This is a genomic window from Blastococcus saxobsidens DD2 (assembly GCF_000284015.1).
GTDB classification, from domain to species: domain Bacteria; phylum Actinomycetota; class Actinomycetes; order Mycobacteriales; family Geodermatophilaceae; genus Blastococcus; species Blastococcus saxobsidens_A.
Map to the genome: position 1 here is coordinate 3801673 of NC_016943.1, position 25734 is coordinate 3827406.

24 protein-coding genes and 1 tRNA gene are annotated in these 25734 nt (G+C 72.3%); 8 read left to right on the forward strand and 17 right to left on the reverse strand.

The window, feature by feature from the left end; translation table 11 throughout:
• Positions 1–359 precede the first annotated feature (359 nt).
• From thrB to argS, 5 genes are read right to left on the reverse strand one after another with little or no spacing between them, the layout of a single operon-like run.
• The gene (thrB, locus tag BLASA_RS17970; protein ID WP_014377639.1) at positions 360–1316 is read right to left on the reverse strand and encodes a homoserine kinase; all 957 of its coding nucleotides are present in this window, start codon (positions 1314–1316) and stop codon (positions 360–362) included.
• Positions 1313–2398: a threonine synthase gene (gene thrC / locus BLASA_RS17975; RefSeq protein WP_014377640.1), complete on the reverse strand. Its 1086-nt coding sequence runs from the start codon at positions 2396–2398 to the stop codon at positions 1313–1315. The genes thrB and thrC overlap by 4 nt, the downstream gene beginning before the upstream one ends.
• Positions 2395–3687, reverse strand: coding sequence for a homoserine dehydrogenase (locus BLASA_RS17980; RefSeq protein ID WP_014377641.1), 1293 nt, complete (start codon positions 3685–3687; stop codon positions 2395–2397). The genes thrC and BLASA_RS17980 overlap by 4 nt, the downstream gene beginning before the upstream one ends.
• A complete protein-coding gene (gene lysA, locus BLASA_RS17985; RefSeq protein ID WP_014377642.1) occupies positions 3684–5177 on the reverse strand; it encodes a diaminopimelate decarboxylase in 1494 nt (497 codons plus the stop codon). Before lysA ends, BLASA_RS17980 begins: the two co-directional genes overlap by 4 nt.
• Positions 5177–6838, reverse strand: a complete 1662-nt coding sequence (gene argS, locus BLASA_RS17990) for an arginine--tRNA ligase (RefSeq protein ID WP_014377643.1) — start codon at positions 6836–6838, stop codon at positions 5177–5179. The genes lysA and argS overlap by 1 nt, the downstream gene beginning before the upstream one ends.
• Before the next feature lie 153 nt (positions 6839–6991).
• Here argS and BLASA_RS17995 point away from each other — a divergent pair, with 153 nt between their 5' ends.
• From BLASA_RS17995 to BLASA_RS18005, 3 genes are all read left to right on the forward strand, one after another.
• On the forward strand, positions 6992–7732 hold the full coding sequence (locus tag BLASA_RS17995; protein WP_014377644.1) for a DUF3105 domain-containing protein: 741 nt from the start codon (positions 6992–6994) through the stop codon (positions 7730–7732).
• 44 nt (positions 7733–7776) lie between these two features.
• Complete coding sequence (locus BLASA_RS18000; RefSeq protein WP_014377645.1) at positions 7777–8451, forward strand: DUF305 domain-containing protein; 675 nt, start codon at positions 7777–7779, stop codon at positions 8449–8451.
• A gap of 70 nt (positions 8452–8521) precedes the next feature.
• Positions 8522–8596: transfer RNA gene (locus tag BLASA_RS18005), tRNA-Arg, on the forward strand.
• 34 nt (positions 8597–8630) lie between these two features.
• Here the strand turns inward: BLASA_RS18005 and BLASA_RS18010 are convergent.
• The 5 genes from BLASA_RS18010 to BLASA_RS18030 all read right to left on the reverse strand — a co-directional run bounded on the left by BLASA_RS18010 (position 8631) and on the right by BLASA_RS18030 (position 15985).
• A complete protein-coding gene (locus tag BLASA_RS18010; RefSeq protein WP_014377646.1) occupies positions 8631–9809 on the reverse strand; it encodes a tyrosine-type recombinase/integrase in 1179 nt (392 codons plus the stop codon).
• 122 nt (positions 9810–9931) lie between these two features.
• Complete coding sequence (mobF, locus tag BLASA_RS18015; protein WP_014377647.1) at positions 9932–13594, reverse strand: MobF family relaxase; 3663 nt, start codon at positions 13592–13594, stop codon at positions 9932–9934.
• Positions 13595–14286: 692 nt separating this feature from the next.
• Entirely contained in the window at positions 14287–14547 is a 261-nt protein-coding gene (locus BLASA_RS18020; protein ID WP_041775833.1) for a hypothetical protein, read from the reverse strand.
• 195 nt (positions 14548–14742) lie between these two features.
• A complete protein-coding gene (locus BLASA_RS18025) occupies positions 14743–15132 on the reverse strand; it encodes a hypothetical protein (RefSeq protein ID WP_197536235.1) in 390 nt (129 codons plus the stop codon).
• Positions 15133–15607: 475 nt separating this feature from the next.
• On the reverse strand, positions 15608–15985 hold the full coding sequence (locus BLASA_RS18030) for an ArsR/SmtB family transcription factor (RefSeq protein WP_014377650.1): 378 nt from the start codon (positions 15983–15985) through the stop codon (positions 15608–15610).
• Between the two features lie 118 nt (positions 15986–16103).
• Here BLASA_RS18030 and BLASA_RS18035 point away from each other — a divergent pair, with 118 nt between their 5' ends.
• Positions 16104–16511 (forward strand): four-helix bundle copper-binding protein, encoded by a 408-nt coding sequence (locus BLASA_RS18035; protein ID WP_014377651.1) that lies wholly within the window; start codon positions 16104–16106, stop codon positions 16509–16511.
• Between the two features lie 68 nt (positions 16512–16579).
• Here the strand turns inward: BLASA_RS18035 and BLASA_RS18040 are convergent, their stop codons facing one another.
• The 3 genes from BLASA_RS18040 to BLASA_RS18050 all read right to left on the reverse strand — a co-directional run bounded on the left by BLASA_RS18040 (position 16580) and on the right by BLASA_RS18050 (position 18701).
• A complete protein-coding gene (locus BLASA_RS18040; RefSeq protein WP_419761011.1) occupies positions 16580–17428 on the reverse strand; it encodes a F510_1955 family glycosylhydrolase in 849 nt (282 codons plus the stop codon).
• Positions 17429–17574: 146 nt separating this feature from the next.
• Complete coding sequence (locus BLASA_RS18045) at positions 17575–18264, reverse strand: DUF305 domain-containing protein (RefSeq protein WP_231839491.1); 690 nt, start codon at positions 18262–18264, stop codon at positions 17575–17577.
• A 5-nt stretch (positions 18265–18269) separates the two neighbouring features.
• Positions 18270–18701 (reverse strand): hypothetical protein, encoded by a 432-nt coding sequence (locus BLASA_RS18050; RefSeq protein ID WP_014377655.1) that lies wholly within the window; start codon positions 18699–18701, stop codon positions 18270–18272.
• Between the two features lie 316 nt (positions 18702–19017).
• On the opposite strand from BLASA_RS18050, the gene BLASA_RS18055 reads away from it, so the two are divergent.
• The gene (locus BLASA_RS18055) at positions 19018–19620 is read left to right on the forward strand and encodes a DUF305 domain-containing protein (protein ID WP_014377656.1); all 603 of its coding nucleotides are present in this window, start codon (positions 19018–19020) and stop codon (positions 19618–19620) included.
• 424 nt (positions 19621–20044) lie between these two features.
• Here the strand turns inward: BLASA_RS18055 and BLASA_RS18065 are convergent, their stop codons facing one another.
• On the reverse strand, positions 20045–20635 hold the full coding sequence (locus BLASA_RS18065; RefSeq protein WP_014377657.1) for a TetR/AcrR family transcriptional regulator: 591 nt from the start codon (positions 20633–20635) through the stop codon (positions 20045–20047).
• A 56-nt stretch (positions 20636–20691) separates the two neighbouring features.
• On the opposite strand from BLASA_RS18065, the gene BLASA_RS18070 reads away from it, so the two are divergent.
• The 3 genes from BLASA_RS18070 (at position 20692) to BLASA_RS18080 (ending at position 22499) form a co-directional block, all read left to right on the forward strand.
• Complete coding sequence (locus BLASA_RS18070; protein ID WP_014377658.1) at positions 20692–21885, forward strand: MFS transporter; 1194 nt, start codon at positions 20692–20694, stop codon at positions 21883–21885.
• A 63-nt stretch (positions 21886–21948) separates the two neighbouring features.
• The gene (locus BLASA_RS18075) at positions 21949–22173 is read left to right on the forward strand and encodes an antitoxin MazE family protein (protein ID WP_041775835.1); all 225 of its coding nucleotides are present in this window, start codon (positions 21949–21951) and stop codon (positions 22171–22173) included.
• Complete coding sequence (locus BLASA_RS18080; RefSeq protein WP_014377660.1) at positions 22170–22499, forward strand: type II toxin-antitoxin system PemK/MazF family toxin; 330 nt, start codon at positions 22170–22172, stop codon at positions 22497–22499. Before BLASA_RS18075 ends, BLASA_RS18080 begins: the two co-directional genes overlap by 4 nt.
• Positions 22500–22751: 252 nt before the next feature.
• On the opposite strand, the gene BLASA_RS18085 is transcribed toward BLASA_RS18080, so the two are convergent.
• The 3 genes from BLASA_RS18085 to BLASA_RS26350 all read right to left on the reverse strand — a co-directional run bounded on the left by BLASA_RS18085 (position 22752) and on the right by BLASA_RS26350 (position 25355).
• The gene (locus BLASA_RS18085; protein ID WP_014377661.1) at positions 22752–23240 is read right to left on the reverse strand and encodes a hypothetical protein; all 489 of its coding nucleotides are present in this window, start codon (positions 23238–23240) and stop codon (positions 22752–22754) included.
• Between the two features lie 267 nt (positions 23241–23507).
• On the reverse strand, positions 23508–25205 hold the full coding sequence (locus BLASA_RS18090; protein ID WP_014377662.1) for a ParB/RepB/Spo0J family partition protein: 1698 nt from the start codon (positions 25203–25205) through the stop codon (positions 23508–23510).
• A gap of 18 nt (positions 25206–25223) precedes the next feature.
• Complete coding sequence (locus BLASA_RS26350; protein WP_014377663.1) at positions 25224–25355, reverse strand: hypothetical protein; 132 nt, start codon at positions 25353–25355, stop codon at positions 25224–25226.
• Between the last annotated feature and the right edge of the window lie 379 nt (positions 25356–25734).

Consider the following 25734-nt stretch of genomic DNA (forward strand, 5'->3'; position numbering starts at 1 on the left):
ATTGCCGCGGCGGCGGGGGCGGCCCGCCGTCCCAGAAGCGGCAGCGTCCTCGGTGGAGACGGCGGCGTCGGGCGCACCGTTCACGGCGAGGTCGTTGGTTTCGCTCACGTACAGGTCCTTCCCTGCGGTGACCTGCGCCGAGTCGGCGCAGGGGATGCCCGGTCCCCGGCGGACCGGCCCGGGGATCGGACGGGTGCGCGTCAGGAGACAGGTTGAGAGGTGCGGGGCGGATCAGCGACGAAGAGAATCGAACGTCTGCTTCGGCCCCGCGCGAGGCACGCCCGAGTGGGCGGCTACGCCGTGAGCCTAGTCGCAGCTCACGGGCAGGACAACACCGGATGATCTCGGCGTGTTCCTCGTTATCGAGACGATACCTGGCGGAACGGGTGGTCGACGCGCGCCCCCGTCGGATCGACCTCCAGCGGGAGCACCGACCAGCCCTCTGGAGCGAACTCGGCGATGGCCCGCACCTCGCTGTCGCCGGGTCGCTCGTCCGGGCGCATGACGGTGCGACGGCCCAGCACCAGCACCGACGGGCCGGCACCGGAGATCACGGCAGCGTGCCCGGCCGCCCGCAGCCGGTCGACGAGGGCCAACGAGTCGGGCATGGCCGCGGCCCGTTGCCGCTGGTGCAGCCGGTCCTCGGTGGCCTCCATGAACGAGTAGTCCCCCGAGGTCAGCACGTGCACCAGCAGCGCGGACCGCCCGGCGTTGAACGCGGCGTCCGCATGCGGGACGACGTCGGGCAGCAGCCCGCGGGCCACCTCCGTCGACAGCGTCGCGTCGGGGACCAGGACGACCGGCAGTACGTTCTGGTGCACGGTGAGGCTGTCCGCGCCGACGCCCCGTTCGCCGGTCCAGGACAGCGTCAGCCCGCCCAGCAGGCAAGCGGCGACGTTGTCGGGGTGCCCCTCCATCGCCGTGGCCAGGCGCAGGACGGCGTTGCCGTCGGTGACCTCGACGTCGGGGCACAGCTCCCACGCCGCACGGATCCCGGCCACGACCGCTGCGGCCGAGGAACCCATGCCCCTCCCCTGCGGGATGGCGTTCTCCGCGACGACCCGGAGCCCGGGCGGCGTCCAGCCGAGCTCCGCGCAGGCGGCGCGGAAGGCGCGCACGACGAGGTGCGACTCGTCGGTGGGCAGCTCACCGGCGCCCACGCCGCTGACCTCGACGGCCAGACCGCTCGGCTGCACCGAGAAGTGCAGGACGTCGTGGTGCGCCAGGGCCAGCCCGGCGCAGTCGAAGGCCGGACCGAGGTTCGCGCTCGTGGCCGGCACCCGCACGCGGACCCGGTAGGGGTCGAGCCGGCTCACAGGCCGAGCTGGGATGCGGCGGCGGCGGCGTCCACCGGGATGGTGACCGGCGCCGGGGCCCCGGAGATGGCCCACTCCGGGTCCTTGAGCCCGTTGCCGGTGACGGTGCAGACGATCCGCTGGCCGGGCTCGAGCTCACCGGCAGCGGCCACCTGCAGCAGACCGGCGACCGACGCCGCGGACGCGGGCTCGACGAAGACCGCCTCGCTGCGGGCCAGCAGCCGGTAGGCGGACAGGATGGCGCGGTCGGTGACGGCGTCGATGCGGCCGCCGGACTCGTCGCGGGCGGCCAGCGCCTTGGTCCAGGACGCGGGGTTGCCGATCCGGATCGCGGTGGCGATGGTGCTCGGGTTCTCCACCACCTGCCCGCTGACGATCGGAGCCGCGCCGGCGGCCTGGAAACCCCACATCCGGGGCGCGCGGGAGGCGGGGCCGGGGGCCTCGGAGTCGGCGCAGTACTCCCGGTAGCCCTGCCAGTAGGCGGTGATGTTGCCGGCGTTGCCGACCGGCAGGCAGTGGATGTCGGGCGCGTCCCCGAGCACGTCGACGATCTCGAAGGACGCCGTCTTCTGCCCCTCGATGCGGTACTGGTTGACGCTGTTGACCAGGCTGACCGGGTAGTCGATGGCCAGCTTGCTGGCCAGTGCCAGGCAGTCGTCGAAGTTGCCCTGGACCTGCAGCAGCCGCGCGCCGTGCACGAGTGCCTGCGCCAGCTTGCCCATCGCGATCTTGCCCTGCGGCACGAGGACGGCGCAGGTGATGCCGGCGCGCGCGGCGTAGGCGGCGGCGCTGGCGCTGGTGTTCCCGGTGGACGCGCAGATGACCGCGCGCGCCCCCTCCTCGACGGCCTTGCTGATGGCCATCGTCATGCCGCGGTCCTTGAAGGAGCCGGTCGGGTTGGCGCCCTCGACCTTGAGGTACACCTCGCAGCCGGTCCGCTCCGACAGCTCGCGGGCCGGCACCAGCGGGGTCGCCCCCTCCTGGAGGGTGACCACCGGGGTCGTGTCGGTGACCGGCAGCCGGGAGCGGTAGGCCTCGATGAGGCCCGGCCAGCCCGGGGACACGACCGACGAGACCGTCATGACAATCCCTCCACGCGCAGCACGCTGGTGACCCCCCGGACCGCGGGCATCTCCCGCAGCGCGGCAATGGTGGCCGACAGCGCCGCGTCCGGGGCGCTGTGGGTCACGATGACCAGCGTCGCGGCGTCGCCGCGGCCGGTCTGACGGACGGTGGAGATGCTCACCTCGTGCCGCGCGAACTCCTGCGCGACGGCGGCGAGCACACCGGGCTTGTCGGCCACGTCGAGGCTCACGTGGTAGCGCGTCGGCGTCTCCGCCATGGGCCGCAGGGCGAGGTTCGCGTACCCGGTCACCCCCGGCCCGGGGGCGCCGGTCACCCGGCTGCGGGCGACGGCGACCAGGTCGCCCAGCACGGCGCTGGCGGTGGGCTCTCCCCCGGCGCCCTGGCCGTAGAACATCAGCTGCCCGGCGGCCGCGGCCTCGACGAAGACGGCGTTGAAGGCACCGCCGACCGAGGCCAGCGGGTGCGACGTCGGGATCATCGCCGGGTGCACCCGGACGGCGACCGAGTCGCCGTCCTCACCAGCGACCCGCTCGCAGATGGCCAGCAGCTTCACCGTGCAACCGATCTCGGCCGCCCGGGCGACGTCCGTGGCGGTGACCGTGGAGATTCCCTCCCGGTACACGTCGACGGCGGACACCGGGGTGTGGAACGCCAGCGACGCGAGGATCGCCGCCTTCGCGGCCGCGTCGAACCCGTCGACGTCGGCGGTCGGGTCGGCCTCGGCGTAACCGAGCTCCGTCGCCTCGGCCAGCGCCTCGCCGAAGCCGGCGCCGGTCTCGGCCATCCGCGACAGGATGTAGTTCGTCGTCCCGTTGACGATGCCCACGACGCGGGACAGCTGATCCCCCACCAGCGACTCGCGAAGCGGCCGGAGGATCGGGATGGCACCGGCCACGGCGGCCTCGTAGTAGAGGTCCACCCCTGCCTTGGCGGCCGCGGCGTGCAGCGCGACACCGTCCTCGGCGAGCAGCGCCTTGTTCGCGCTGACCACCGACTTGCCGGCCTCGAACGCCGCCAGCATCAGCGAGCGCGCCGGCTCGATGCCGCCGATCACCTCGACGACGAGGTCGACGTCGTCGCGGGTGACCAGGGCGTGCGCGTCGGTGGTGAGCAGGTGCGCCGGCACGTCGGGGTGGTGCGCCGGGCGGCGCACGGCGACGCCGGCCACCTCGACCGGGCGGCCGATGCGGGCGCCGAGATCGCCGGCCTGGTCCTGCAGCACGCGCAGCACCGCGCTGCCGACGGTGCCGCAGCCGAGGAGGGCGACCTTGAGGGGTCCGGTCACGAGGTCGCTCCCGCGGGGTGTTCGGGCGCCGGCTGGTCGATCGCCGGCGAGGGGTCGGGGCGGTCGGCGAGGACCGCGTCGAGGGCGAACACGTCGGACAGTGTCTGACGTCGCAGGATCTCCGTGGCGTGTCCGTCCCGGACGGCGACCACCGGAGGCTTGAGCAGGTAGTTGTAGTTGCTCGCCATCGACCAGCAGTACGCGCCGGTGGCGGCGACGGCGAGCAGGTCACCCGGCTGCACATCGGCGGGCAGCCACAGGTCCCGGACCAGGATGTCGCCGCTCTCGCAGTGCTTGCCCACCACCCGGCACAGCGCCGGCGGGGCCTCGGAGACCCGGTTGGCCAGCACGCAGGTGTAGGAGGCGTCGTAGAGCGCGGTGCGGATGTTGTCGCTCATCCCGCCGTCGACGGAGACGTAGTTGCGCACCAGCGGGGTGCCCGGCGCCCCGGAGGCGCCCAGGCGGACCGGCTTGATGGTGCCGATCTCGTACAGCGTGACCGTGCCCGGCCCGGCGATGGCGCGGCCGGGCTCGACCGCGAGCCGCGGCATCGGCAGGCCCAGCTGGGCGCACTCGGCGGCGACGACGGCCCGCAGCCGCGTCGCGACGTCGGCCGGGCTCACCGGGTCGTCCTCGGCCAGGTAGGCGATGCCGAACCCGCCGCCGAGGTTGAGCTCGGGCAGGACCTGGCCGGTGGCCTGGTGCACCTGCCCGAGGAGCCCGACCACCCGGTGCGCCGCGGCCTCGAAGCCCGCGGTGTCGAAGATCTGCGAGCCGATGTGGCTGTGCAGCCCGGTCAGCCGCAGCGCGGGTTCGCGGATGACCCGCACCGCGGCGGTGAGCGCGTCGCCGGTGGCCAGCGAGAAGCCGAACTTCTGGTCCTCGTGCGCGGTGGCGATGAACTCGTGGGTGTGCGCCTCGATGCCGACGGTCGCGCGGATGAGCACCGGCACCGGCGACCCGCCGTCGGCGACCCGCTTCTCGGCCATCGGGACCAGCCGGTCGATCTCGTCGAAGGAGTCGAGGACGACGTGCCCGATCCCCGAGTCGACGGCCAGCTGCAGCTCGACCAGCGACTTGTTGTTGCCGTGCAGGGCGATCCGCCCGGCGGGGAAACCGGCGGCCAGCGCCAGCGCCAGCTCGTTGCCGCTGCACGCGTCCAGGTGCAGGCCGTCGTCGGCGACCCAGCGGGCCACCTGACCGCAGAGGAAGGCCTTCGACGCGTAGTGCACGTCGGCGCCGGCGAACGCGGTCGCGAACTCGGCGGAGCGGCCGCGGAAGTCCGCCTCGTCCAGCACGAACAGCGGGGTGCCGTGCGCGCGGGCGAGGTCGGTGACCGCCCGGCCACCCAGGTGCAGCTCGCCGTCGATCCGCTCCGCCGACCGTGGCCAGACATGCGGATCCAGGACGCCGAGGTCGCTCGGCGGCGCCCCCGCGGCGGTCGGCTGCTGAAGGTTGCCGTGGAGCGGACCAGCCGGGTGCGCGCGCATCACATCCGCTCCGGCGCGGAGACACCGAGCACGGCCAGGCCGTTGCGCAGGACCCCCGCGGTGGCGGCGCACAGCCACAGCCGGGCGGTGGTGAGCGGAGTCGCCTCCTCGTCGCCGCGCGGCAGCACCCGGCAGGAGTCGTAGAACCGGTGGTAGGTGCCGGCCAGCTCCTCGAGGTACCGGGCCACCCGGTGGGGTGCCCGCAGCTCCGCGGCCGTGGTCAGCACGCGCGGGAACTCGCCGATCGCCCGCAGCAGGTCGTTCTCCCGTTCATGGGTGAGCTGCCCGGCGTCGACGTCGCCTGCCTCGCCGAGCGCCAGGCCGAGGTCGGCGGCGTTGCGCAGCACCGAGGAGATCCGGGCGTGCGCGTACTGGACGTAGAAGACCGGGTTGTCGTTGGTCTTGCGGGTCCACAGGTCGATGTCGATGTCGATCTGCTGGTCGACCGACGCCCGCGCCAGCGCGTAGCGGGCGGCATCACCACCGATCGCGTCGACCAGGTCCTCCAGGTTGACCACCGTGCCGGCCCGCTTGCTCATCCGGACCGGCTCCCCGTCGCGCAGCAGATTCACCAGCTGGCCGAGGAGGATCTCCAGGTGCGTCGCGGGGTCGTCGCCGGCCGCGGCCACCAGCGCCTTGTAGCGCCCGACGTACCCCGAGTGGTCGGCACCGAGCATGATCACGACCTTGTCGAACCCGCGCCCGCGCTTGTCCAGGTAGTAGGCGCAGTCGGCGGCGAAGTAGGTCGGCTCGCCGTCGGCCTTGACCAGGACGCGGTCCTTGTCGTCGCCGAAGGTGGTCGTCCGCAGCCACACCGCGCCCTCGGACTCGTAGACGTGGCCGTGCTCGCGGAGCCGCGCCACGGCCTTCTCCAGGGCGCCGGCCTCGTGCAGCGAGGTCTCGGAGAACCAGACGTCGAAGTGGACGCCGAAGCCCTCCATGGTGCTGCGGATCTCGCTGACCATGAGCTCCACGCCGCGGGCCCGGAACACCGGCAGCTGCTCGTCCCCGGGCCGGTCGAGCAGCCCGGGCTCGGCCGCGACGACCTGCGCGGCGATGTCGCCGATGTAGCTGCCCGCGTAGCCGTCCTCGGGCACCTCCCGGCCGTTGGCCGCGGCCTGCAGGCTCCGGGCGAACCGGTCGATCTGGGCCCCGGCGTCGTTCAGGTAGTACTCCCGGGTGACGTCGGCGCCGCTGGCCTGGAGCAGGCGGGCGATGGCGTCCCCGACGGCCGCCCACCGCGTGCCACCGATGTGCACGGGGCCGGTCGGGTTGGCCGAGACGAACTCCAGGTTCAGCTTCTGACCTGCCAGCGTCGCGGTACGGCCGTAGGCCTGCCCCGCGGTGACCGCGTCGACGGCGATCTTCCCCAGCGCGCCCTGCGCGAGGGTGATGTTGAGGAAGCCCGGCCCGGCGATGTCCACCCGGGCGATGCCCGCGTGGCCGTGCAGCTCCGCGGCCAGCAGCTCGGCCACCTCGCGCGGCGGCCGCCCGGCCGGCTTGGCCAGCCGCATGGCCAGGTTGGTGGCGTAGTCGCCGTGCTCGGGATTCTTCGGACGCTCCACCACGACGTCGGCGGGCACGTCCACGGGCAGCGCGCCTCGCTCGACGACCGCGGCCACGGCGGTACGAACGGCGTCCTGCAGCTGCTCCGGTGTCACCCGGCGAGCGTACTGACCGGCTCCGGCGCGCCCGGCGGGCCGCCCGGCTCCCAGCTCGCGTACAGGTCCGCGACCTAGACTCGCCGCCGGTACGAGGGGCTGTCCGGGGCCCCGCGGCACCGGCGCGGACGCGCCCCGTCACGAGGAGAGGCCTTGGCCAAGGACCGCACGCCCGACAAGAGCCGAGCGACCGGCGGTGGGGCCTCCCGCGCCGGCGGGCGCGGCACGGGCGGCCGGACCAGGCCCCCGACGCAGGTCGTGGCCCAGCAGCGCCCGTGGGGGCTGATCGCCGGCGCCCTGGCCGTCGTGGTGTTCGCCGCGGCCGTCATCGTCTACGCCGTGGTGGAGGTGCGCGAGGCCGATGCGCTCAGGGTCGACTCGATCGACGAGATCGCCGGCGCCGCGACGTTCGACTACGAGGCCGGTCAGCACGTCCAGACGCCGGTCGACTACGAGCAGTCCCCGCCGGTCGGTGGCCCGCACGACCCGTACTGGGCCGACTGCACCGGCAGCGTCTACGACGTGGACATCCGGCACGAGAACGCGGTGCACAGCCTCGAGCACGGTGCCGTGTGGATCACCTACAACCCGGACGAGGTCTCCGACGCCGACGTCGCAACGCTGGCCGGGCTGGTGGACGGCGTCTCCGGCCGCATGCTGTCGCCCTACGAGGGGCAAGAGTCCCCGATCAGCGTCCAGTCGTGGGGCGACCAGATCACCGCGGACAGCGCCGAGGACGAGCGGATCAAGCAGTTCGCCGACCTGATGACCTACAAGGCCGGGGACTTCCCCGAGCCGGGCGCCACGTGCGAGAACCCGGCTTTCCTCGCCGACCCCCTCGTCGAGGAGGACGGCGCCGCGGACGCCGACGCCGGCGAGGTCCCGGCGCCCTGACCCGCACCCCGCACCTGCACGGCGGCGACCACGGAGGAGATTTCGTGACCAGTACCCCCGATCCGGCGCGCCGCCCCCTGCGGGCGGTCCTGCTCGCCGTCATCGGCGTCGGGCTGGTCCTCCTGGGCGGTGGGCTGGCCGTCGCCGTCGGTGTCGGGCAGGACCCCGATCCCACGGCGGACTCGGTGGATGCCGGTTTCGCCCGGGACATGTCCCTGCACCATCTGCAGGGCGTGGAGATGGCGAACCTGGCGCCCGAGCGCAGCGACGACCCCGACGTCGAGCAGCTGGCCTTCGACATCTCCGCCACCCAGACCAACCAGGCCGGCCGGATGCAGGGCTGGCTGTCCCTGTGGGGCATTTCGCCGACCGGCGGCGACACGATGGCCTGGATGCCCGCCGGCGAGGGCGGCCACGGCGGGCACGACACGGCCGACATGGACATGGGCGCCGGCGCTCTCATGCCGGGCATGGCGACCGAGGACGAGCTGGCGGAACTGCGCAGCCTGTCGGGCACCGCGTTCGACGTGGAGTTCCTGAAGCTGATGATCCGGCACCACCAGGGCGGCTTCGACATGGGCGCGTACGCCGCCGAGCACGCCGAGGAGGAGGCCGTGCGCGACCTCGCCCGGTCGATCGTGCAGTCGCAGGGCACCGAGACCGCGACGATGACCGACATGCTCGCCGCCCGGGGTGGCACCCCCCTCCCGGCGCCGTGATCGGCGGGCCGGGAGCCGCTTCCCGGACCACCGCGGGCGGCTGGTAACTTCTCCTCTGCCCCACCACCGAGCCCCCGTAGCTCAGGGGATAGAGCACCGCCCTCCGGAGGCGGGTGCGCAGGTTCGAATCCTGCCGGGGGCACCACGAGAAGTCGCTGGTCAGTCGGCCGTTTGGGTGATCAATTCGACGCTGGATCGAGCGTGAAGAGGTCCGGAGTCCGCAAATAGTCCGCAGAACGTTCGCGGACCGTCCGCGCAGCGAGGTCCAAGCGCTCCGCTACCGCGTCGAGGTCCTCGTCGAAGAGGTCGGCGTAGGTGTCCAACGTCATGGCGGCCGAGGCGTGCCCCAGCATCCGTTGCACCGCCTTCACGTTGGCACCGGATGACACGGCCAGGCTGGCGGCCGTGTGCCGAAGCTCGTGCGGCACGAGTCCCTCGAGTCCCACCGCCTGGGCTGCCCGGTCGAAGCCCGCTCTGCGGAACACCCGGTTGCGCAGTACTCCCCCGGCCCGCAGGCCAGTGAAGACGAGATCCTCAGGTCCCCGGCCTGCCAGCTGTTCGCGTAGGTCCTCGGCGATGAAGGCCGGGATGGGGACCGAGCGGCGCTCGTACCCCTTGGGGACGCCCCAGGTCAGCAGTCCGTCGACCTCGACCACCGATTCGGCGATCTCGATCCGGCGCCGGCGAAGGTCGACCCGCTTCGCCTTGAGGGCTGCCAACTCGCCCCAGCGCAGCCCGCAGTACGCGAGGACTAGCACGACGACGCGGTAGGAGGCCATGATCTCCCGCTCGCGGTGCGGGAGCCGGGTGCCAGCCCGGAGAGAACATGTCGCGTCCGCGAGGCGGTGGACCTGTGCGTGTGTGAGGTACCGCCGCCGAGCCTGTTGGACTCGGGGCAGGTTGACCTTTTGGCACGGGTTCCGGGAGAGCCGTCCGTCACGCACGGCGAGATCGAGGATGAGGCTGAGGACTCGGAAGTGCTTGCGGACGGTAGCGGGGGCGGCACCTTCCGCGTGCTGCTGCGCCACCCATGCCTGGACGTCGGCATGCGACACAGCCACCAACTGGTGGGCGGACCAGTTGGGCAGGACGTGCATGTCGAGGATGCTTCGGTACCGCGACCGCGTCGTGGGCTTGAGCTGGGCCTGACCCTCGAACCACTTCTCCGCCCACTCGCCCACTTTGATCTTGCCCGCACGAGGGTCGACGTAGTTCCCGGTTTCCATGGCGGCCGTGACGGAGTTCAGCCACCGCTGGGCGTCGACCTTTCGCTTGAAGTGGCGGGCGTGCTCCTTGCCGTTCTCATCCCGGTACCGCGGCCGGTACGTGCCGTCAGGCCGCCTCGCGATCGACGCCACCGCTCATCGCCTCCCTGGTCGTGAATCTGGCCCGTGACCAGCGCCGTCTCGGGCTCGTCTGCTGACCCGAACGCTGACACCGCAAGTGGGACTTGTCTCCCGGCTCCGGTCTTTCTGGGGATTCACCGGGGAATCCCCAGGCCCGCGTCGGGATGGAACGCGAGCCGTCGGACGTCCTCGGGCCGCGGCGGACGGACGACCAGCCGCGGTGGCGCCGGCGGGGAGGCGGGTAGCCGGGTGGCGGCGAGCTCGGGATCGTGGCGGGCCCGCCACTGGTCACGCTCTCTGGCTAGCCGATCGGCCGGCTGGGCGAGGAGAACCGGCTCGGCCGTCAGGCGCGCGATGCGAGCTCGGACGGCGGCCAGCTCGGTGTGGGCGGCGGTTATGTTCCGGTCGGTGTGGGCCAGCCGCCCCGCCGGGTCGAGAGTCCAGGCGAGAGACCCGAAGCGGGCGAGCCGCTCCTCGTGCTGACGGCGGGCGTCGGCCACCGCGGCCCCGGCGTGCCGGTGGGCCTCCTGGGCGGTGGCTGCGGTCCCGCGCGACTGAGCGTTCTCCGGGTGGGCCCGTTCGGCGTGGTGGCGGGCGTAGGAGTCGAAGGCGGTCCACAGCCGCGGCCGGTCGTCGGACCGGTCGGCCAGGCGCGCGATCAGCTGCGGGTCGGTGGGCATCGCCGGCAGGTAAGGCCGCCAGGCGTCCGCCCAGTCGACCAGCTGCTCGCCGGCCCGGTTCACCGCCCCCCGCCGAAGCCCGAGCCGGCCGGGACCGTCGAGCACGACTCGCGCGGCGTCGCGGGAGGCGTTCCGCCCGGCGTCCCAGCTGGCGAGCAGCGTGTCGCGGATCCGGTCGGTCTCGGCGGCGACGACCGCGCCGCTGGCGTCGGCCCGCGCCGTGGCGTCGCGGGCGTCGATTCCCGTCCGCCGATATGCGTCGGTCAGGGCGGCGGCCCAGTCGGCGTAGGCGGACTCGTCGAGCGCGACGATCTCGCGCAGCGCGTCCCGGCGCGGCAGGTCGCGGGCGAGCCGATCCAGGCAGCGCTGTTCGGCCGTCCACGCAAAGTGCAGGGCGGCGAGCGCCTGCTCCAGCGGGCGCGGCTGGGCGTAGCGGGCGGCCTCGGCGGCGGCCAGCCGGGCGGCGTGCGCGGGGCCGAGATCGGCGCGGTCGCGGGCGAAGACGGCGAGCCACTGCTCCCGCGCCTGCGCGGGGTCGGTCGCGACGAGGTGGGCGGTGTTGGCGATACGGCCGCGGGTCATCCCGACGTAGGCCGCCGCCGCGCCGGTGTCCTCGCCGACCACCAGGTGAGCGGCGGTCACGGTGTCACCTTGCGCGCCGTGCGCGGTGGTTGCGTAGGCCAGTTCCACGTGTGCCATGACGTAGTCGGCGGGCAGCACCCGCGACCCTGTCCCGGCCGGGGTGACGGCGGGGGTGACAGCGGCGAGCACGCCGCCGGCGGGGGTGACATGCGGTGTGCTGTCGGGGGTGACGAGCAGCCCGCCGTCCCGGCCGACGCCGGTGACCGTCCACACGTCGCGGTTGGCGACTGCGAGGTCGCGGTCGTTGCGGCGGGTGGCGATCCGGTCGCCGACGCCGATCCGCTCCCCAGCCCCGGTGACGACCACGCGCCGGTCGTCGACCCGGCCATCGGTGACGAGTCGGTCCCGGATGGCGGCATTGAGCGCGGTCGCCTGCTCGCGGGTGGAGACCACCACGGCCACGCGCTCGCCCGCGGTGTAGCGCTCGGCCGCGCCGGCGGCGAGCGCCTCCCGCAGCGCCTGCGCGTCGGGGTGCAGCCGGATCTGCTCGCGGGCGAGCAGCGCGTCGAACACCTTGCCGGGGTTCTCGCCGGTGCGCATCGCCAGGGTCAGGTCGGCGTAATCGGTGTCCGGTGTGGTGCGGCCGGTGGCGTCGGTGCGAGTGAAGCGGTGCACCCCGACCAGGGTCAGGTGCTCGGTCGGGTCAACCTGCGCCGCGGCGAGGTCCAGGACACCACCGCGGCCGACCGCCGGCAGCTGGTGCCGGTCACCGAGCAGGGCGAGGTGCACCTGGCACTCGTCGGCGATCGTCAGGAGGGCTCGGGCGGTGTCCTGATCGAGCATGCCCGCCTCGTCCACGACGAGGAGGTCGCCGGCCCGCAGCCGCGCCCCTTCCGTCGGGTCGGTGTAGGAGTCGCCGGTGACCGGGTCGGTCTCGCTGAGCGCGAGCCGGGCCCAGGCACCGTCGTCATTCCAGCGCCAGCCGTACTCGAAGGCCAGCCGGGCCGCCGACCCGGCGACCGCGCCGACCTCCGCGGCGACGACCTTGGCCGCCTTCAGCGTCGGGGTCACCACCACCAGCCGGCGCCCCTGCTCGGCGAGCAGGGTCCTGGTGGCGGCCAGCGTGGTGGTCTTGCCGGCGCCGGCCGCGCCCTCGACCACGACCAGCCGCCGTTGCCCGGCGAGCGCGGCCACCGCCGCGGCCTGTCCCGGGTCCAGCCGCGTGGCACCGGCTGCGACGTCGACCGGCGGTGTCGGGTCGGTGGCAGAGACGCCGGCCGAGTGCTCGGAGGCGCGGGCGGCGAGGCGGGCGGTGAGGTCGTTCTCGACGGCGAGCACCGGGCCTGAGGTCCACGCCCGGATGTGCTCGGGCACCCCGTCGCGGTCCAGCAGCGGCGCGCACCGGTCCATCGCGCGCGCGGTGAGGTCTTCGGCCAGCTCGATGCGCACCGCCGGGTCGGTGACGATGCCGGCGGCGGCGAGCAGCTGCTCGACCTCTCCGCGCACGTCGGCGGCGTTCCACGCCGAGCGGGCGGCGCCCAGCCGGGCCAGCACCCGCTCCACCGCCTGCTCCCGGTCCAGGCAGCCGACCGGGGTGGGTGTCAGGCCGACCGCAACATTCCGGTCGCGGTAGCCCAGGGCGACCAGCTCGGTCAGCCACCGTGCGGTGAGGTCCTCCCCCGGCTGGGGCAGCACCTTGTCCGGGCGGCCCGCTGCCCACGCTCGCGCGTCCCAGGCCCGGCGCAACGCCGGCCCGGCGCGTTCGCCGGGATGCGCCGCGGCCCATTCTCGTTCGTACGTGTCGATGTTCCGGGAAATCTGCGCGGTCCGTGCGCTGAACGGACCGACGTACTGGGCGAGCTCGTGTACTTCTCCGGTCGCATCCAATGCGTACCCGTGGGCGGCGAGCGCGGCGCGGAATTGCGGGTCGCAGGCGACCGCGGCGTGCCCGATACCGTTGATTGCAGCGAGGGAATCGCGGACGCCGACGGTGTGCAGGCTGCGCCATTTCCCGGCCGCGAACACCCGGGCGTTGATCTGCAGGTGCAGATGGCGGTGCGGATCCCCGGCCCGCGACGTGTAGTGCGCCACCGTCACCGCCTCGGCCACCTCGACCGGCACCTGCACCTGCCCGCCGCGGGGACCGACCCTGGTGGTGGCGTGCTCCCCGAGCCAGCCGATGATCTGCTCGGCCGCCCGGGCCTGGGCCGCGTCGTACGCCGTCGCGATGTCCGGATGCAGCGCGGCCGCCAGCGACCACGTCTTCGGGCCGTTGACCACCACCTCGACGAACCGCACCGCCCGGTCGTCGTCCCGCAGTTGCCCCCGCGGCTCGCCGGTGCCCGGGTCACAGCCGGCCACCCACGTCTCATAGGCGTCGCCGGTCAGCGGCGCCAGCTCGCACACCCGCCCCCCGGTGACGCCGAACCGGCGGGCGACGCCGGCGCCCTCGCTGAGGTAGTAGTCATCCGCCCGACCCCGGTCGGCCTCCACGTACTGCCGGGCAGCCGCCGGCGCGCCGGCGTAGACCTTCATCCCGCCATGCATTCTCAACGCCACCCGACAATGACCAACAAGTCACCCCTAGAAACAGCGATGGGCCCCGCGAAGCGGGGCCCGATCTACCTCCGAAGGTAGCATGCGTGCCGTTCTCCTGTGAACAGTGGAGGGGGTGTTGATAATCATTGGCGAATGCGATACTGAGACGACGCAAAAGTCCAGCATATTGAGCCGTTATGGCAATTGCAGATTGCCTTGGGGGTGCTTGTGATGCGTACGTCATGATCATGGCGATGGCAGTGTGCACGGTGCCGATGACCAGGGTCTCGGGGCGACCGTCCCCCGAGGGGATGGCGAGTGTCTCGAAAGGCCAGGTTCGTGGATTGCTGCGCTGACCGGCGTCCGGTTACCGCACCCCCTGCGGGAAGTGTCACCCGGACAGGTCTTACGGCTCACCGCTGCCGCGACCGGACCTGATCGCAGGCGCAACCAGTAGGGGTTCGGCTACTGAGACGGAGTAATCACCTCACACCGGTCGGCGCCGAGTCGCCCAACCTGCCGCTACCGGGTTAGCCAGCACGGTCGGGTAGCCGGGGTTGATCTCACTCACAACTCCGGACTGCTGTCTCGGCGACGCCGCGCTGCAGCGAGAGGAGCTCTCGACGCCGACGGGCAGTGGTTGCCCCATCGACGACCCATGCGATGACGCTGTAGTTCGGCTCGCCAGCCTACTGCTCCTCACCGCGCGGTTCGACAGCCTCGTCACTGTGGATCACAAGGGTGCCGGACTCGGCTCCCGCGTCCTCGAGACGCCAGATGAGCTCTCCGACGTGCCGTTGGAGCCGCTGCCACTCGTCGTCCGGGTGAGTGTCGCCTCCGTCGAGCTTCCGGTGCTCTGCGAATGCCCGCAGGTAGGCCTTCAACCCCGCCCGCACCGTCATCATGTCGTATCCAGACAGCGTCACGCTGTGCGTCGCGTCGGGGTTCACCCCGTGACCGTAGACAGTCCGTCAACACGCTCACCGAGCGTCCTGTTGGCGACGTCCGTGGGCTACCTCTGCGCGATCACCGCCTGGGAGAACGCGTCTCCCGGGACGGATCCGCGTACGGCACATGCCCTCTGCTTCGGTCGTCGTGTTGAGCGATCGAGTCCGACTCCCGGGTCAGCCACACACGCAGCAGCGTCAGGGCTGGACGGCGTCGCCTGGGTCATGGCCGACGAGTGCGCGTAACCGCTCGCTGAGCACGACGTCGTGCGGTAGCCGTTTGAGGTCCAGGGCGTCCGCGACGATCCCCTGCTGCCGGAGGACCCCAGTCAGCTGAGCCCAGTGGTCTGCCTCCATGTCCTCGTGCGACCGCTCACCGAACGGCTCGTCCGGCCCGACCACCGTGCGCGTCGTGCCCACGATGTCCTCGACCGAGGTCATAGCCCAGATGTTGGGTGGGCCCGATTCGCTCCAGCCCCGGTCATCCAGCAGCAGCACTTGGCGGCCGTCCTCCAGCACGGCCTCGTGGCGCGCCGACACCGAGATCTGTCGAGCGTCAGCGGCGTCGTCGACATCGACGAACGTCACCAGACGTATCACTGCAGCCACATGCTCATCGTTGCAGCTCGCCCCCGTCGTGCGCGACGGGCCGTCGAGCGACCGGCCTGGGACTCATGGCCCGGCAAAGCGAAGGCGACCGGCAGCACTTCACGCCACGACTCGGCGCCGACGATCGTCTCGCAAGCCGACCCTCCGACGGCGACGGCTTTCGCGGTCGCCGTCGGAAGCAGCCTCGTCGCCGCTGACGGTTCCACACCTGGGAATCCGCGTGATCGTCCAGGACCGCGGCTGTGCCTCACGCTGGCAGAGCGAAAGCCAGCCACCATCCCGCCCCGAGACCGAGGACAAGCGAGAGCGCCGCCGCTCCGTGCAGTACCCCGGCCGGGATGCCGAGCCTCGTCCATTGCGCCGTGTCCGAATCACTGTAGGGGCGGTCGGAGATGTTCGCGCGGCGCGCGATCACCCCGCCTGTGCAACCGCACCAGCCTCGACACACCCACTGTCAGTCGTCGTCCGGCGCCGCTTCCGTGAGGACGACCAACTGGCGGAGGCAGTGCTCCCGCAGTGGCTCGGGGAAACCTTCGGCCAGGCGGTAGAACACGACGCGCCCCTGCTTCCGGTTGGTCACCAGTCCCGCCGTGCGCAGCAGCCGCAGGGCATAGCCGACGGCGTCCTCGTTGGACTCCAGGGCCAGAGCCAGATCGCCCACACATAGCTCCTTGACCATGTCGAGCGCGAACAGGACTCGGGCTCGGGTGGGATCGGCCATCAGGCTCAGGACGCTGGTCAGCTGGGCGGCCTCCTCCCGACTGGGCAGCCGGGCACGGGCGTGTGCGACACGCTCGGGATCGACCGGATGCGCGTGATCAGGTTCGGACATCGAGAAACACCTCCAGGCCGCTCATACCCGTACGGGTCTGCGGGTACCGCCGGATCTGTCGGCGTGACGTCCGGGCGACATCCGAGCCGTCCGGCGCCGAGAATCCGAGGAGACAACCATGACCGTGGCAGCCCAGATGCTCGACACGTACCCCAAGGACCTCGGCGGAGTGGACAAGCAGAAGCTCCTCGAGTGCATCGAGGCCTGCTTCGAGTGCGCCCAGGCGTGCACCGCCTGCGCCGACGCCTGCCTGAGCGAGGACATGGTCGCCGAGCTGACCAAGTGCATTCGCAGCAACACCGACTGCGCCGACATCTGCGACACAACCGGCCGCGTGCTTTCCCGGCACACCGGCTACGACGCCAACCTCACCCGGGCGGTGCTCGAGGCCTGCGCCGCCGCCTGCAAGGCGTGCGGTGACGAGTGTGAAAGCCACGCCTCGATGCACGAGCACTGCCGGGTCTGCGCCGAGGCCTGCCGGCGCTGCGAGCGGGCCTGCCGGGATCTCATCAGCTCGCTTGGCTGACGGAGGCCACATGGAAGCCGCCGCCGGGGGCGCCACGGTTCACCACGGCCTGGCGCCCCGGAGCGGCGTCATCGCTCCAGCAGGACCTGGAAGGTCGAGCCGCCGTCGAACGACTCGACGAGGGCGTCGGTGGTCACGACGACGAGCCGCATCCGATCGCCTTCCGATGACGCCGCCACAGCTTCCGGAGCCGCGTCCAGCCGCCCCGCCTCCTGCCAGCTCTCACCCCGGTCGCTACTGAACCACACCACCCCGGTCGGCGTGACTCCGACGGCGCTGTCGCCGTCGGCCCAGTCGACCACCTGGAGGACGGGCGCCCCATCCACCGATGACCACGAGGACCCGGCGTCGACGGAACGCAGGAGGCCCTGCTGAGTTGTCGCGAGCACATGCATGCCGTCCGGTGAAGCCGCGAGCGAGTGCGGCTCGACCGGGATGTCCAGCTGTTCCCACTCTCGACCGTCGGGGCTGCGCATCAGTGCCCCGTCGAAGCCGAGCACACCGGCGTCGCTGACGGTCAAGCCGTGGAAGTCCGACTGGCCCTGTCGGGACAGCGGCGTCCAGGTGCGGCCGCCGTCGGTGGACTCGATGAGCCCGACGGGCTGTGGCAGGTCGACGCGTAGGCCGGGGTGACCGGAGGCCAGGTACCGGTCGGGCCCGGCCACGCTGAATCCCATGAGGTCGATCACCGGGCCGACGGGGGTGACCTGGCCGCCGTCACCCACCTCAAGGAGGCCCTCGTGAGTCGCCACCAGCACGGCTCCGTCTCCGGGGTCGATCCCGACTCCGTGGACGTGAGCTGGCGGCAACGACCCCGCAGGAAGTGCTTCGGCTGGGCCGGAGGCGGCGGGCTCCGGCGAGGAACATGCGGCCAGGGCGGCCACGACCGCAACGGTCATCACCGAGCTGGCGGTCATCGGCGTACGGAGGGGACAGCGGCGACGAGGCGGGACGTGGCGGTGCACGGCAATCTCCAGGAATCTGTCTGAGGGTCGGGGGTGGACCCGGGGAGCAGCGTCGGAGACGGGGGCGGCGGAGTGGCCGCCGCCCCCGTGCCACCGACTCAGCCGCCGAGTTCGTTCAGCAGTTGCTGCATCTCGTTGATCTCGTCGTTCTGGGTCTCGACGATGCGCCGAGCCAGGTCGATCGCTCCCTCGCTCGCGCCGTCGTCGATCTCGATCTGCGACATGATCACCGCGCCGTCGTGGTGCTCGATCATCGACTGCAGCCACATGACGTCGAAGTCGGGACCGGCGGCCGGCATGTCCCCCATGCCTTCCAAGTCATGGTCCATGCCGCCGCCGGATCCATGATCCATACCGCCCATGCCACCGGACTCCACCGGCTCTCCCCACGCCTCCAGCCAGCCGGTCATCAGATCGATCTCCGGGCCCTGGCCGGCCTGGATGCACTCGGCCAGGTCGAGCACGCGAGGATCGCTGGCGCGCTTCAGAGCCATCTCGGCCATCACCAGGGCACCTTCGTGGTGCGGGATCATCCCTTGCGCGAAGGCGACGTCGGCGTCGTTGAACTGTTCGGACACGGTCGCCGAGCTGTCGGCGGAAGTGTTGCTCTCGGCCGCGGTGTCGTCGACGGCGCTGGAGCAGCCGCCGAGGAGGACTGCGCCGGCGAGCAGGCCGCCGGCGATGCGGACGAGTCGAGCTGTCGTGCGGGTCATTGCGAGTCTCCTGTCAACGGAATCTGGGCGTGCCTGATCGACCCCGTCCAGCAGGCGCTGGCGAGGTCGGGGCATTCGGCCTAGATCCGCAGGAGGCAGAGAGTGGAAAGATCCGGCGCAGCGGGCAGCCGGTAGCGCCGCCGGAGCCCGCGCAGCGAGGGCGGCGGGCCTCGCACGAGAAGGGCGACTCGCCCACGGAACAGCGTCGCGACGCTCACCAGCGCCAACGCCGCGAACACCACAGCCAGGCAGATGGTCCAGAACTCCGCTCCATGGGCAGGTATGCCGCCAGGAGCCGGGTGGAGTGGCGTGCTCGCGTCCGCGCCGAGGGCGGCGACGTGGTGGGGGCCATCGGGGAACACGGTGGGGCCGCCGTCGAGCACGGTGAGAGGGACGGCCGGTGCTGCCACGCTGACGTGGGCGGAGCCGACAGATCCGCTCATGCACTGCACCCCGTGCATGGCCAGGACGGCGGCCACCGCGAGCAGTGCCCAGATCCGCCGGCCTCGCATGACACCCCCCGCTCCGCACCGCAGACCCGACCGTGCCTGCAGGCTCGACGGCGGGCACGACGCTATTCGTTGCGACTGCTCGGATGAAGAGTACCGAGCGACCAGCGTTTGCCCGGACGACCGTACGGGCATGCGGACGCCGTTCCACAGACTCACAGTCTGCGCACGCACAGTCCCGGCCTCACGCGCGGACTTGCCGACCCCACGCCACGCGCCTGTGACGCGACCAGCATGTGACGGGCGGGCCCGGTGACGAGGAGCCGTACGACGTCCAGCGCCCTTCCACCCCGACGACAGCGAAACGGAGATCGGATCCATGGCGACGAAGAAGAGCGACGAGAAGAACGACCAGCAGGGTCACGGCGGCAAGCTGTCGCACGAGACGAAGATGTACCTGCGCTTCGCGGCCATGATCTCGACGGCCATAGTCGTCATGTACTGGGTCATGTTCGCCGGCACGTGGGAGTGGAGCCACGTCCAGTTCAGCGAGAGCCGTGTGCTCATGGCGATCACCATGGGCGGCACCATGGGGCTGGTCATGCTCGGCTGGATGCTCAACATGTACAAGAACATGAAGGGCAACATCGCCATCGTGGCGGCGAGCCTGCTGCTGCTGGGCGGCGGCATCGCCCTCGACCGCACCCAGTTCACCGTGGACGACCTCGGCTGGATGAAGTCGATGATCCCGCACCACTCGCTGGCCATCACCCGCTCCGAGCGGGCCGACATCGACGACGTCCGCGTGTGCCAGCTCGCCGTCGAGATCATCCGGGCACAGGAGATCGAGATCAGCGAGATGGAGTGGCTCATCGAGGACATCGAGGAGAACGGCGAGGCCGAGACCCTCGAGGAGGCGCAGGCGCGACCCGTCCCCGAGTTCGAGGCGTCGGCACTGCGCGACTGCCCGCCGTCGGACTGATCACGGCACGGCCGGCGCGTCCGGGCCGGTGGGTGAGCACCCTGCCAGGGGCCCCGCCGGTGGAGTGGGAAGTGGCCGATGGGGCGTCCAGGGGGGCCAATCGACCAGCACGGTTTTCAGCCTTGGGGACTGACCCCCGCCAACGTGACATCAACCAGCCGCCGGACAGCAGCCTCGGACGGCAGGCCCCCCGCGGCCGTCAGAGCGTGCAGGCAGTAGCTGGCGAGCTCGTCCGGTGCTACGTCGTCCCGGAGCCCGTCGGCGGCAGCCACCTTTACGAGCAGGTCTCGGATCGGCACTGCACCGCTCCTGGTGACCGGAGGGGATCGTCAAGCGGCACAGTGGCTGAGCGCCAAGGCTGGCTGAGCGCCAAGGCTGAGGAACAACTGTGGTGCTTGAGAGGCCGGGGAGGACGGCTGCCGCTCTACCCCCGGTTACCCTCGGCGTGTGTGACGGCGGTGACAGCGAGGGCGCGTCCGCGGGTGACTGCGTCATCGGAGGTGCCGCGGAGGAAGGCGGCCAGGGTGCCGTCGTAAGCCAGCAGGATGTGCTCGGCGAGGGAATCGGGATCCGCGACCGGCAAGTCGGCAGCGAGTGAGCGCAACCGGTCGCGCAGGTGTGCGGTGTCCGCCGCGACGACGTCCAGGGCGGGGTGGTCGGGGCCGGGAATCTCGACGGCCGTGGCGAGGAACGCGCAGCCACGCGCGGCGGGCTGGTCGGCGCGGAAGCGAGCCAGCGCGTCGAAGACGGCGAGCAGCCGGTCCTCGGGTGTGGTCGCGGCCGCGACGGCGTCGTCCCAGACGCGGCGCCATCGGTCGAGGCGGCGCTGGAGGTAGGCGGCGACGAGGGGGTCCTTGCCGCCGAAGTGGGCGTAGAGCGTGGCCGTGGAGACACCGGCCTGCGCGAGGACCGCGTCCACCCCGGTGCGTCCAATTCCGTCGCGGTGGAACAGCGTCTCCGCGGCATCCAGCAGCCGCTCCCGCACCGCCGGGCCCCGGACCTGTCGCGCCACCACACCGCTACTGTAACGTCCGTTCTGCCATAACGAACGTTCTAGATAGGGGTACGGGGATGGCTGACCGCCGGGGGATCACCCTCGTCGCCGGGGGCACGGCGCTGATCGCCTGCACCTACGGGCTGGCCCGATACGGCTACGGCTTGTTCCTGCCGACCTTCCGCGCCGACTTCGCCCTCTCGTCCACCCTGTCCGGGCTGCTGGCCACCGGGGCGTTCGGCTCCTACTGCGCCGCCGCCCTGCTGTCCCGCCGCCTCGTGGGCTCTGGCCGGTCGCGCGCGGCCGCCGCGCTCGCGGGGGCGCTCGCCGCGGGAGGGTGCGTAGCGGTCGCGGCCGCGCCGAGCGCCGCTGTGCTGGGGATCGCCGTCCTCGTCGCCGGAAGTGGCGCTGGCCTGGCCTCTCCTGCCCTCGTCGCCCTCGTGGACCGCGCCGTCCCGGCTGCCGACCGGTCGCGGGCGCAGACCGTCGTCAACGCCGGCACCGGCCTGGGTGTCCTGCTCGCCGGACCGCTGGCCCTCGCCCTGACCGGGCACTGGCGCGTCGCCTGGCTCTGCTTCGCGGTGCTCACCGTCCTCGCGACGATGGCCACCGTCCGCGCCGCAGCGCCCCCCGGCAACGGGGCTCGGGCCATGCCAGACGATGTCGTCCCTTCGGCCCCGTGGCACCGCCTCCGCCCCGCAATCGTCGCTGCCCTGCTCGCCGGGACCGGGAGCGCCGCGGTGTGGACCTTTGGCCGCGACCTCGTCGTCACCGCCGGCAGGCTCGACCCCCTCGCCTCCACCGCTTTCTGGATCGTGCTCGGCGCCGCCGGCGCCACCGGCGCCGTGGCCGGCGACGCCGTCCGACGGTGGGACGTCCCCCGTACCTGGACCGCCTTCGCGGTGACCCTGGCCCTCGCCACCGGGGGCCTCGCGCTCGCCCCCGATGTGCCCGTCGTCGCGTTCGCCTGCGCCGCCGCCTTCGGCGGCTCCTACGTCGCCCTGTCCGGTGTCCTGATCGCCTGGGGAACCCAGCTCCACCCAGACTCACCCGGCAGCGCCAACGCCATCCTCTTCCTCACCCTCGCCGCCGGCCAGGCTTTCGGCGCGCTCCTGCTCGGCAGCCTCACCGATGCCAGCAGCTCGCTCACCGCCTTCATTGCCGCTGCGGTGCTCGCCACCGCCAGCTGTCTCCCGCTGACCCGTAGCCGGCCCACCCCGCCGGGAAAACCCGAATACGCGCTGGCAGACCATGGAACGCCAACTCAATAGTCAATCCGCCAGCGGGACGCAGGCCTATTTGCTGCCCAGTAGCGTTACATGTAACATCGTCCCATGGCAAGCACGCGGGATCGGGTACGTGAGCATCGACAGCGTTTGCGCGAACAGGGTCTCAGGCCTGTTCAGATCTGGGTGCCCGACGTACGGGCTCCGGAGTTCGTCGCGGAATCTCACCGCCAGTCGGCTGTCGTCGCGGTCAGCGAACATGAAGTTGACGAGCAGGCGTTCGTCGATGCCATCTCCGTCGATTGGGACGACGAGGCGGAGCCCGCCGAGTGAGGCGAGGCGACATCTGCATTGCAGCTGCGCGTGGTGCCTACACCGGCAAGCCGAGGCCCGTTGTCATCGTCCAGGACGATCGGTTCGATGCCACCGCCTCCGTTACGGTCTGCCCGCTGACCACCAATCTGGTCGAGGCGCCGTTGATCCGGATCGCTGTAGAGCCGACGGCCGCCACCGGAATCGAGCAAGCAAGTCAGATCATGGTCGACAAGGTTGTGACGATGCCGCGGGCAAATGTGCGCAGTCCTCTCGGCCGACTCGCCGATTCAGATATTGTTCGGCTCAATCGCGCACTCCTGGTGTTTTTCGGGCTTGCAGAGTGACGAGCTCACCCGCGCGCGGTGACGCACAATCCCTTCCGCTATGGAGTCGGGAAGCCACTTGGACCCCATATGTCATGACGGGATCCGCCGCTGCGAGCAGCGACGACCGGGGGTCCGTGAGGCTGGTGGGCGTCACCCGCTGCGACCGGCTCCCCCGGCCCGGGGAGCGCCGGATGGGACTCCGAGGCCGTCCAGTTGTCTTCGGCGCTCGGTGCGTTCTCGCCGGTGTGCTCCTCCCCGTCTTCTGACGGTTCACTGGATGTTTGCTTGCGGCCAGGGGACCAGTGGCGGCAGCCGCCCACCCGGGTGCGGGGCGCCGTCGAGGTCGCGCGTGATGTGGTGGTGTTCGTGGCTTCCGGCGGCGTGAGCGATCGCGGCGAGGACGAGGGTCAGGGCGCGGCGGTCGAGGCCGGCGGCGAGGTCACCGAGGTCGATGGGATGGCCGTCGGCGATGCTGGCGGCCGCCTGCAGGACCCGGCGTTGGCTGCTGCTGCCGGTGATCGTGCCGATGCCCACGGCCCCGTCGAGGCCTGGCCAGGCGATGTGGGCCCACAGTCCGTCGCCGTCGACGTTCCCGTCGAGGGTGATCAGCCCGGCGTGGTGCAGTTGCGGCAGCCAGTGGCCGGAGGTGATCAGCAGGAGGATCGCGGCCTCGTCGGAGTAGTCGCCCAGGGCGGCGCGCAGCAGGGCGTTCTCCACGTCGACCGGGTCGAGATCGGCGGCTCTAGGTTTGAAGATCACTAAGTTCTCCCTCTCCCGGCCGGCGTGGGTCGGGGCTGAGTGTGCCGGTGGGGTCTGACAGGCGCGGCCGGTGACGGGTGTCGGGTGGCGGTCGAGGGGCTGGTGAGCGCGTCGGGCCGGCAGGCCCGCCGGCAGCTTGCTGACGGTGGGCCTCGACGCGCCAGCGGCGAGGCCTCGCGCGACCCCCGCCGCCGGCCGGCCACCCCGAACCACCCCCCGCCTCGACGTGGCCGCCCCCGCGGGGGTGCGGGGACGGCCGAACGCCGGTCAGGTTGCGTCGGGTGCGGGATCGGCGGTGGGTTGGTCGGCGGCGTCGATGATCTGCCGCTCGATGTCGGCAAGGGTGTAGCCGCACGAGACCAGGAACCGCAGCCAGCGGGCGTCGCCGGCCCCGGGGTTGCGCCAGGACTGGCGATGCAGCCCGGACTCGATGGCCCCGGCGACGTGGGCCAGCAGCGCCACGCCCAGCCGGGCGTCGGGCACTCGTTCGCCACTGGTCAGCGTGAGCGACGGCTTGTCCCGGGTGGCCCACCACTGACCGGGGGCGTCGATGCCGAGGTCGGCGGCGGCGGCATTCTGGGCACGGTTGGGCTGCCCGGATAGCCACCGGGACAGCGCCCGGGGGTCGATGGCCAGTGTCTCGACGGCGAACCGCAGCGCCCCCTTGGGCGCGGTCTTGCGCAGCAGCAGGCCCTTGATCCACTCCCGGCGGGTCTCGTTGGCCGCCGCCATCGCCTTGTTGTTGTCGATGGTGGCCCGCCGCCCGGCCGCGGCGGCCTCCCGCTCGGCCTCGCTGGGTTCCTCGGCTGCTGTACCGGCGGGCAGGGCGGTGGCCGTCCAGCGGTCACGGTGGCCGTTGCCGGCCGGGTCGGTGCACACCTCGACCGCCCGTGGCCCAGACCAGCCGGTCGTGCAGACGTAGACCGCCGCACCGGGGCACCCGGCGTGGCCGTCGGCGGTCAGCGGCTCGCCGTCGTGCTCAAGGTCGGCCAGCCGGGTGCGCGTGCGGCCGGTGTCCTCGTCCAGGACGGTGCGCCCGGCGGCGGTCAACTCCGCCAGCAGGGCGGCGGCCTTCTCCGCTTCCTGCCTCGCCTGCTTGGCGCGGGTCAGTGCGTGGGCGAACCGCCCCGGCCCTTCCCCCGCTGCCGCGATGAGGGTCGCGGTGGTGTCGGGGTCATCGGCGTAGACGGCGACGGCGGCGGCCTGGTCCAGGGTCAGCCCGGCATCGGCGACCGCCGCGGCGGTGTCGCTGTCCAGCCGGGCCACACCGGCGGCCTTGGCGACCCGCTTGCGGGCCAGCCCGGTGGACTTGGCCACCCTGGTGAGGGATACGCCGAGGTCGAGCATCGCCTGTACGCCGCGGGCCTCCTCCACCGCGGACAGGCCGCGGCGGTGCAGGTTCTCGGCCAGCATCGCGCCCACGTGTCCGGCCTGGGCGGCCCGGTCACCGTCGGCGGCGTCACGGTCGAGGGCGAGGTCGGGGCGCAGCACGCACGGCACCGAGGTGAGGCCGGCGAGGATCGCGGCGGCCGCCCGGCGGTGCCCGGCGACCAGCTGATGGCGCGGCGTGCCGTCGGCGGCGGCGTGCGGGATCACGGTGAGGGCCTCCAGCACGCCCTGGGCGGCGATGGAGTCGGCCAGCCCGGACAGGTCGCCGAGGTCGTCGCGGATGTTGCGGGGGTGCACGGCCAGCCCTCGGGGGTCCAGCCACACCAGCCGGTGTGCCCGCCCGCTGTCCTCGGCCGTGTCGGCGCCTGCGCTGCCGGTGTCGGCCGGGTCGACGTGCTCGGCCTCGCGCTGCTCGCTCCCGGCACGCTGAGCGGTTCCGGTCGCGGAACCCTCGTCGGGCGTGCTCTCCCGGCCGGTGGTCAAGGCGGTGGCTGTAGTGGTCGTGGTCATGCCGGGTTCTCCTTCGATGCTCTGCGGGATGGCGGTGCTCTCGGCGGGAGTGCTGGTGGCGGCCATGTCGCGCGCTCTCCCCGCTCAGGCGGTGGCGAGGACGCGGGCGCCCCCGGGCTGCGCGGCCGAGCCGGCCGACCGGGCGTCGTCCCCGTCCCTCGGTGGGTTCTCGGCGCCGTCGAGGTGGTCGAGGATGCGGCGCGCGGCGGCGGTCACGGTCGTGGCGGCGGCGCGGACGACGGCGACGTCCCCGGCCGCCCAGGCAGCGACGTAGGGGACGGTGTAGGCGCCGGCGTCCAGCCCGGCCCAGGCGGTGACGATGTAGGCGACCGACTCGGCTTCGGCCTCTGCCCGCCCGCGGCAGCCCCGGTAGTCATAGCCGTCGGCGGTGTGCCCGCACTCGATGTGCGCGAGTTCTTTTCCGCACCAAGATCGTTGTGTGCAGACGATCGCGGTGACCGGCCGGACCGGTGCAGCGCAGGGCGCACTAACGTGTTGACGTGGCGTCTTGGCTCCGAAGGGTTGGCCAGTACCTCGGCCTGATCTATCGCGATGACGGGACCTGGAAGATCGGTCGCGGCTACCCGAAGCCGCC

Bases quoted from the DNA above. Each gene is read 5' to 3' on its own strand.
- thrC (WP_014377640.1), bottom strand. From the start codon at position 2,398: ATGACGGTCTCGTCGGTCGTGTCCCCGGGCTGGCCGGGCCTCATCGAG.
- lysA (WP_014377642.1), bottom strand. From the start codon at position 5,177: ATGCGCGCGCACCCGGCTGGTCCGCTCCACGGCAACCTTCAGCAGCCG.
- mobF (WP_014377647.1), bottom strand. From the start codon at position 13,594: ATGAAGGTCTACGCCGGCGCGCCGGCGGCTGCCCGGCAGTACGTGGAG.
- BLASA_RS18030 (WP_014377650.1), bottom strand. From the start codon at position 15,985: ATGTCCGAACCTGATCACGCGCATCCGGTCGATCCCGAGCGTGTCGCA.
- BLASA_RS18035 (WP_014377651.1), top strand. From the start codon at position 16,104: ATGACCGTGGCAGCCCAGATGCTCGACACGTACCCCAAGGACCTCGGC.
- BLASA_RS18040 (WP_419761011.1), bottom strand. From the start codon at position 17,428: ATGACCGCCAGCTCGGTGATGACCGTTGCGGTCGTGGCCGCCCTGGCC.
- BLASA_RS18045 (WP_231839491.1), bottom strand. From the start codon at position 18,264: ATGCCCCGACCTCGCCAGCGCCTGCTGGACGGGGTCGATCAGGCACGC.
- BLASA_RS18050 (WP_014377655.1), bottom strand. From the start codon at position 18,701: ATGCGAGGCCGGCGGATCTGGGCACTGCTCGCGGTGGCCGCCGTCCTG.
- BLASA_RS18055 (WP_014377656.1), top strand. From the start codon at position 19,018: ATGGCGACGAAGAAGAGCGACGAGAAGAACGACCAGCAGGGTCACGGC.
- BLASA_RS18070 (WP_014377658.1), top strand. From the start codon at position 20,692: ATGGCTGACCGCCGGGGGATCACCCTCGTCGCCGGGGGCACGGCGCTG.
- BLASA_RS18075 (WP_041775835.1), top strand. From the start codon at position 21,949: ATGGCAAGCACGCGGGATCGGGTACGTGAGCATCGACAGCGTTTGCGC.
- BLASA_RS18090 (WP_014377662.1), bottom strand. From the start codon at position 25,205: ATGGCCGCCACCAGCACTCCCGCCGAGAGCACCGCCATCCCGCAGAGC.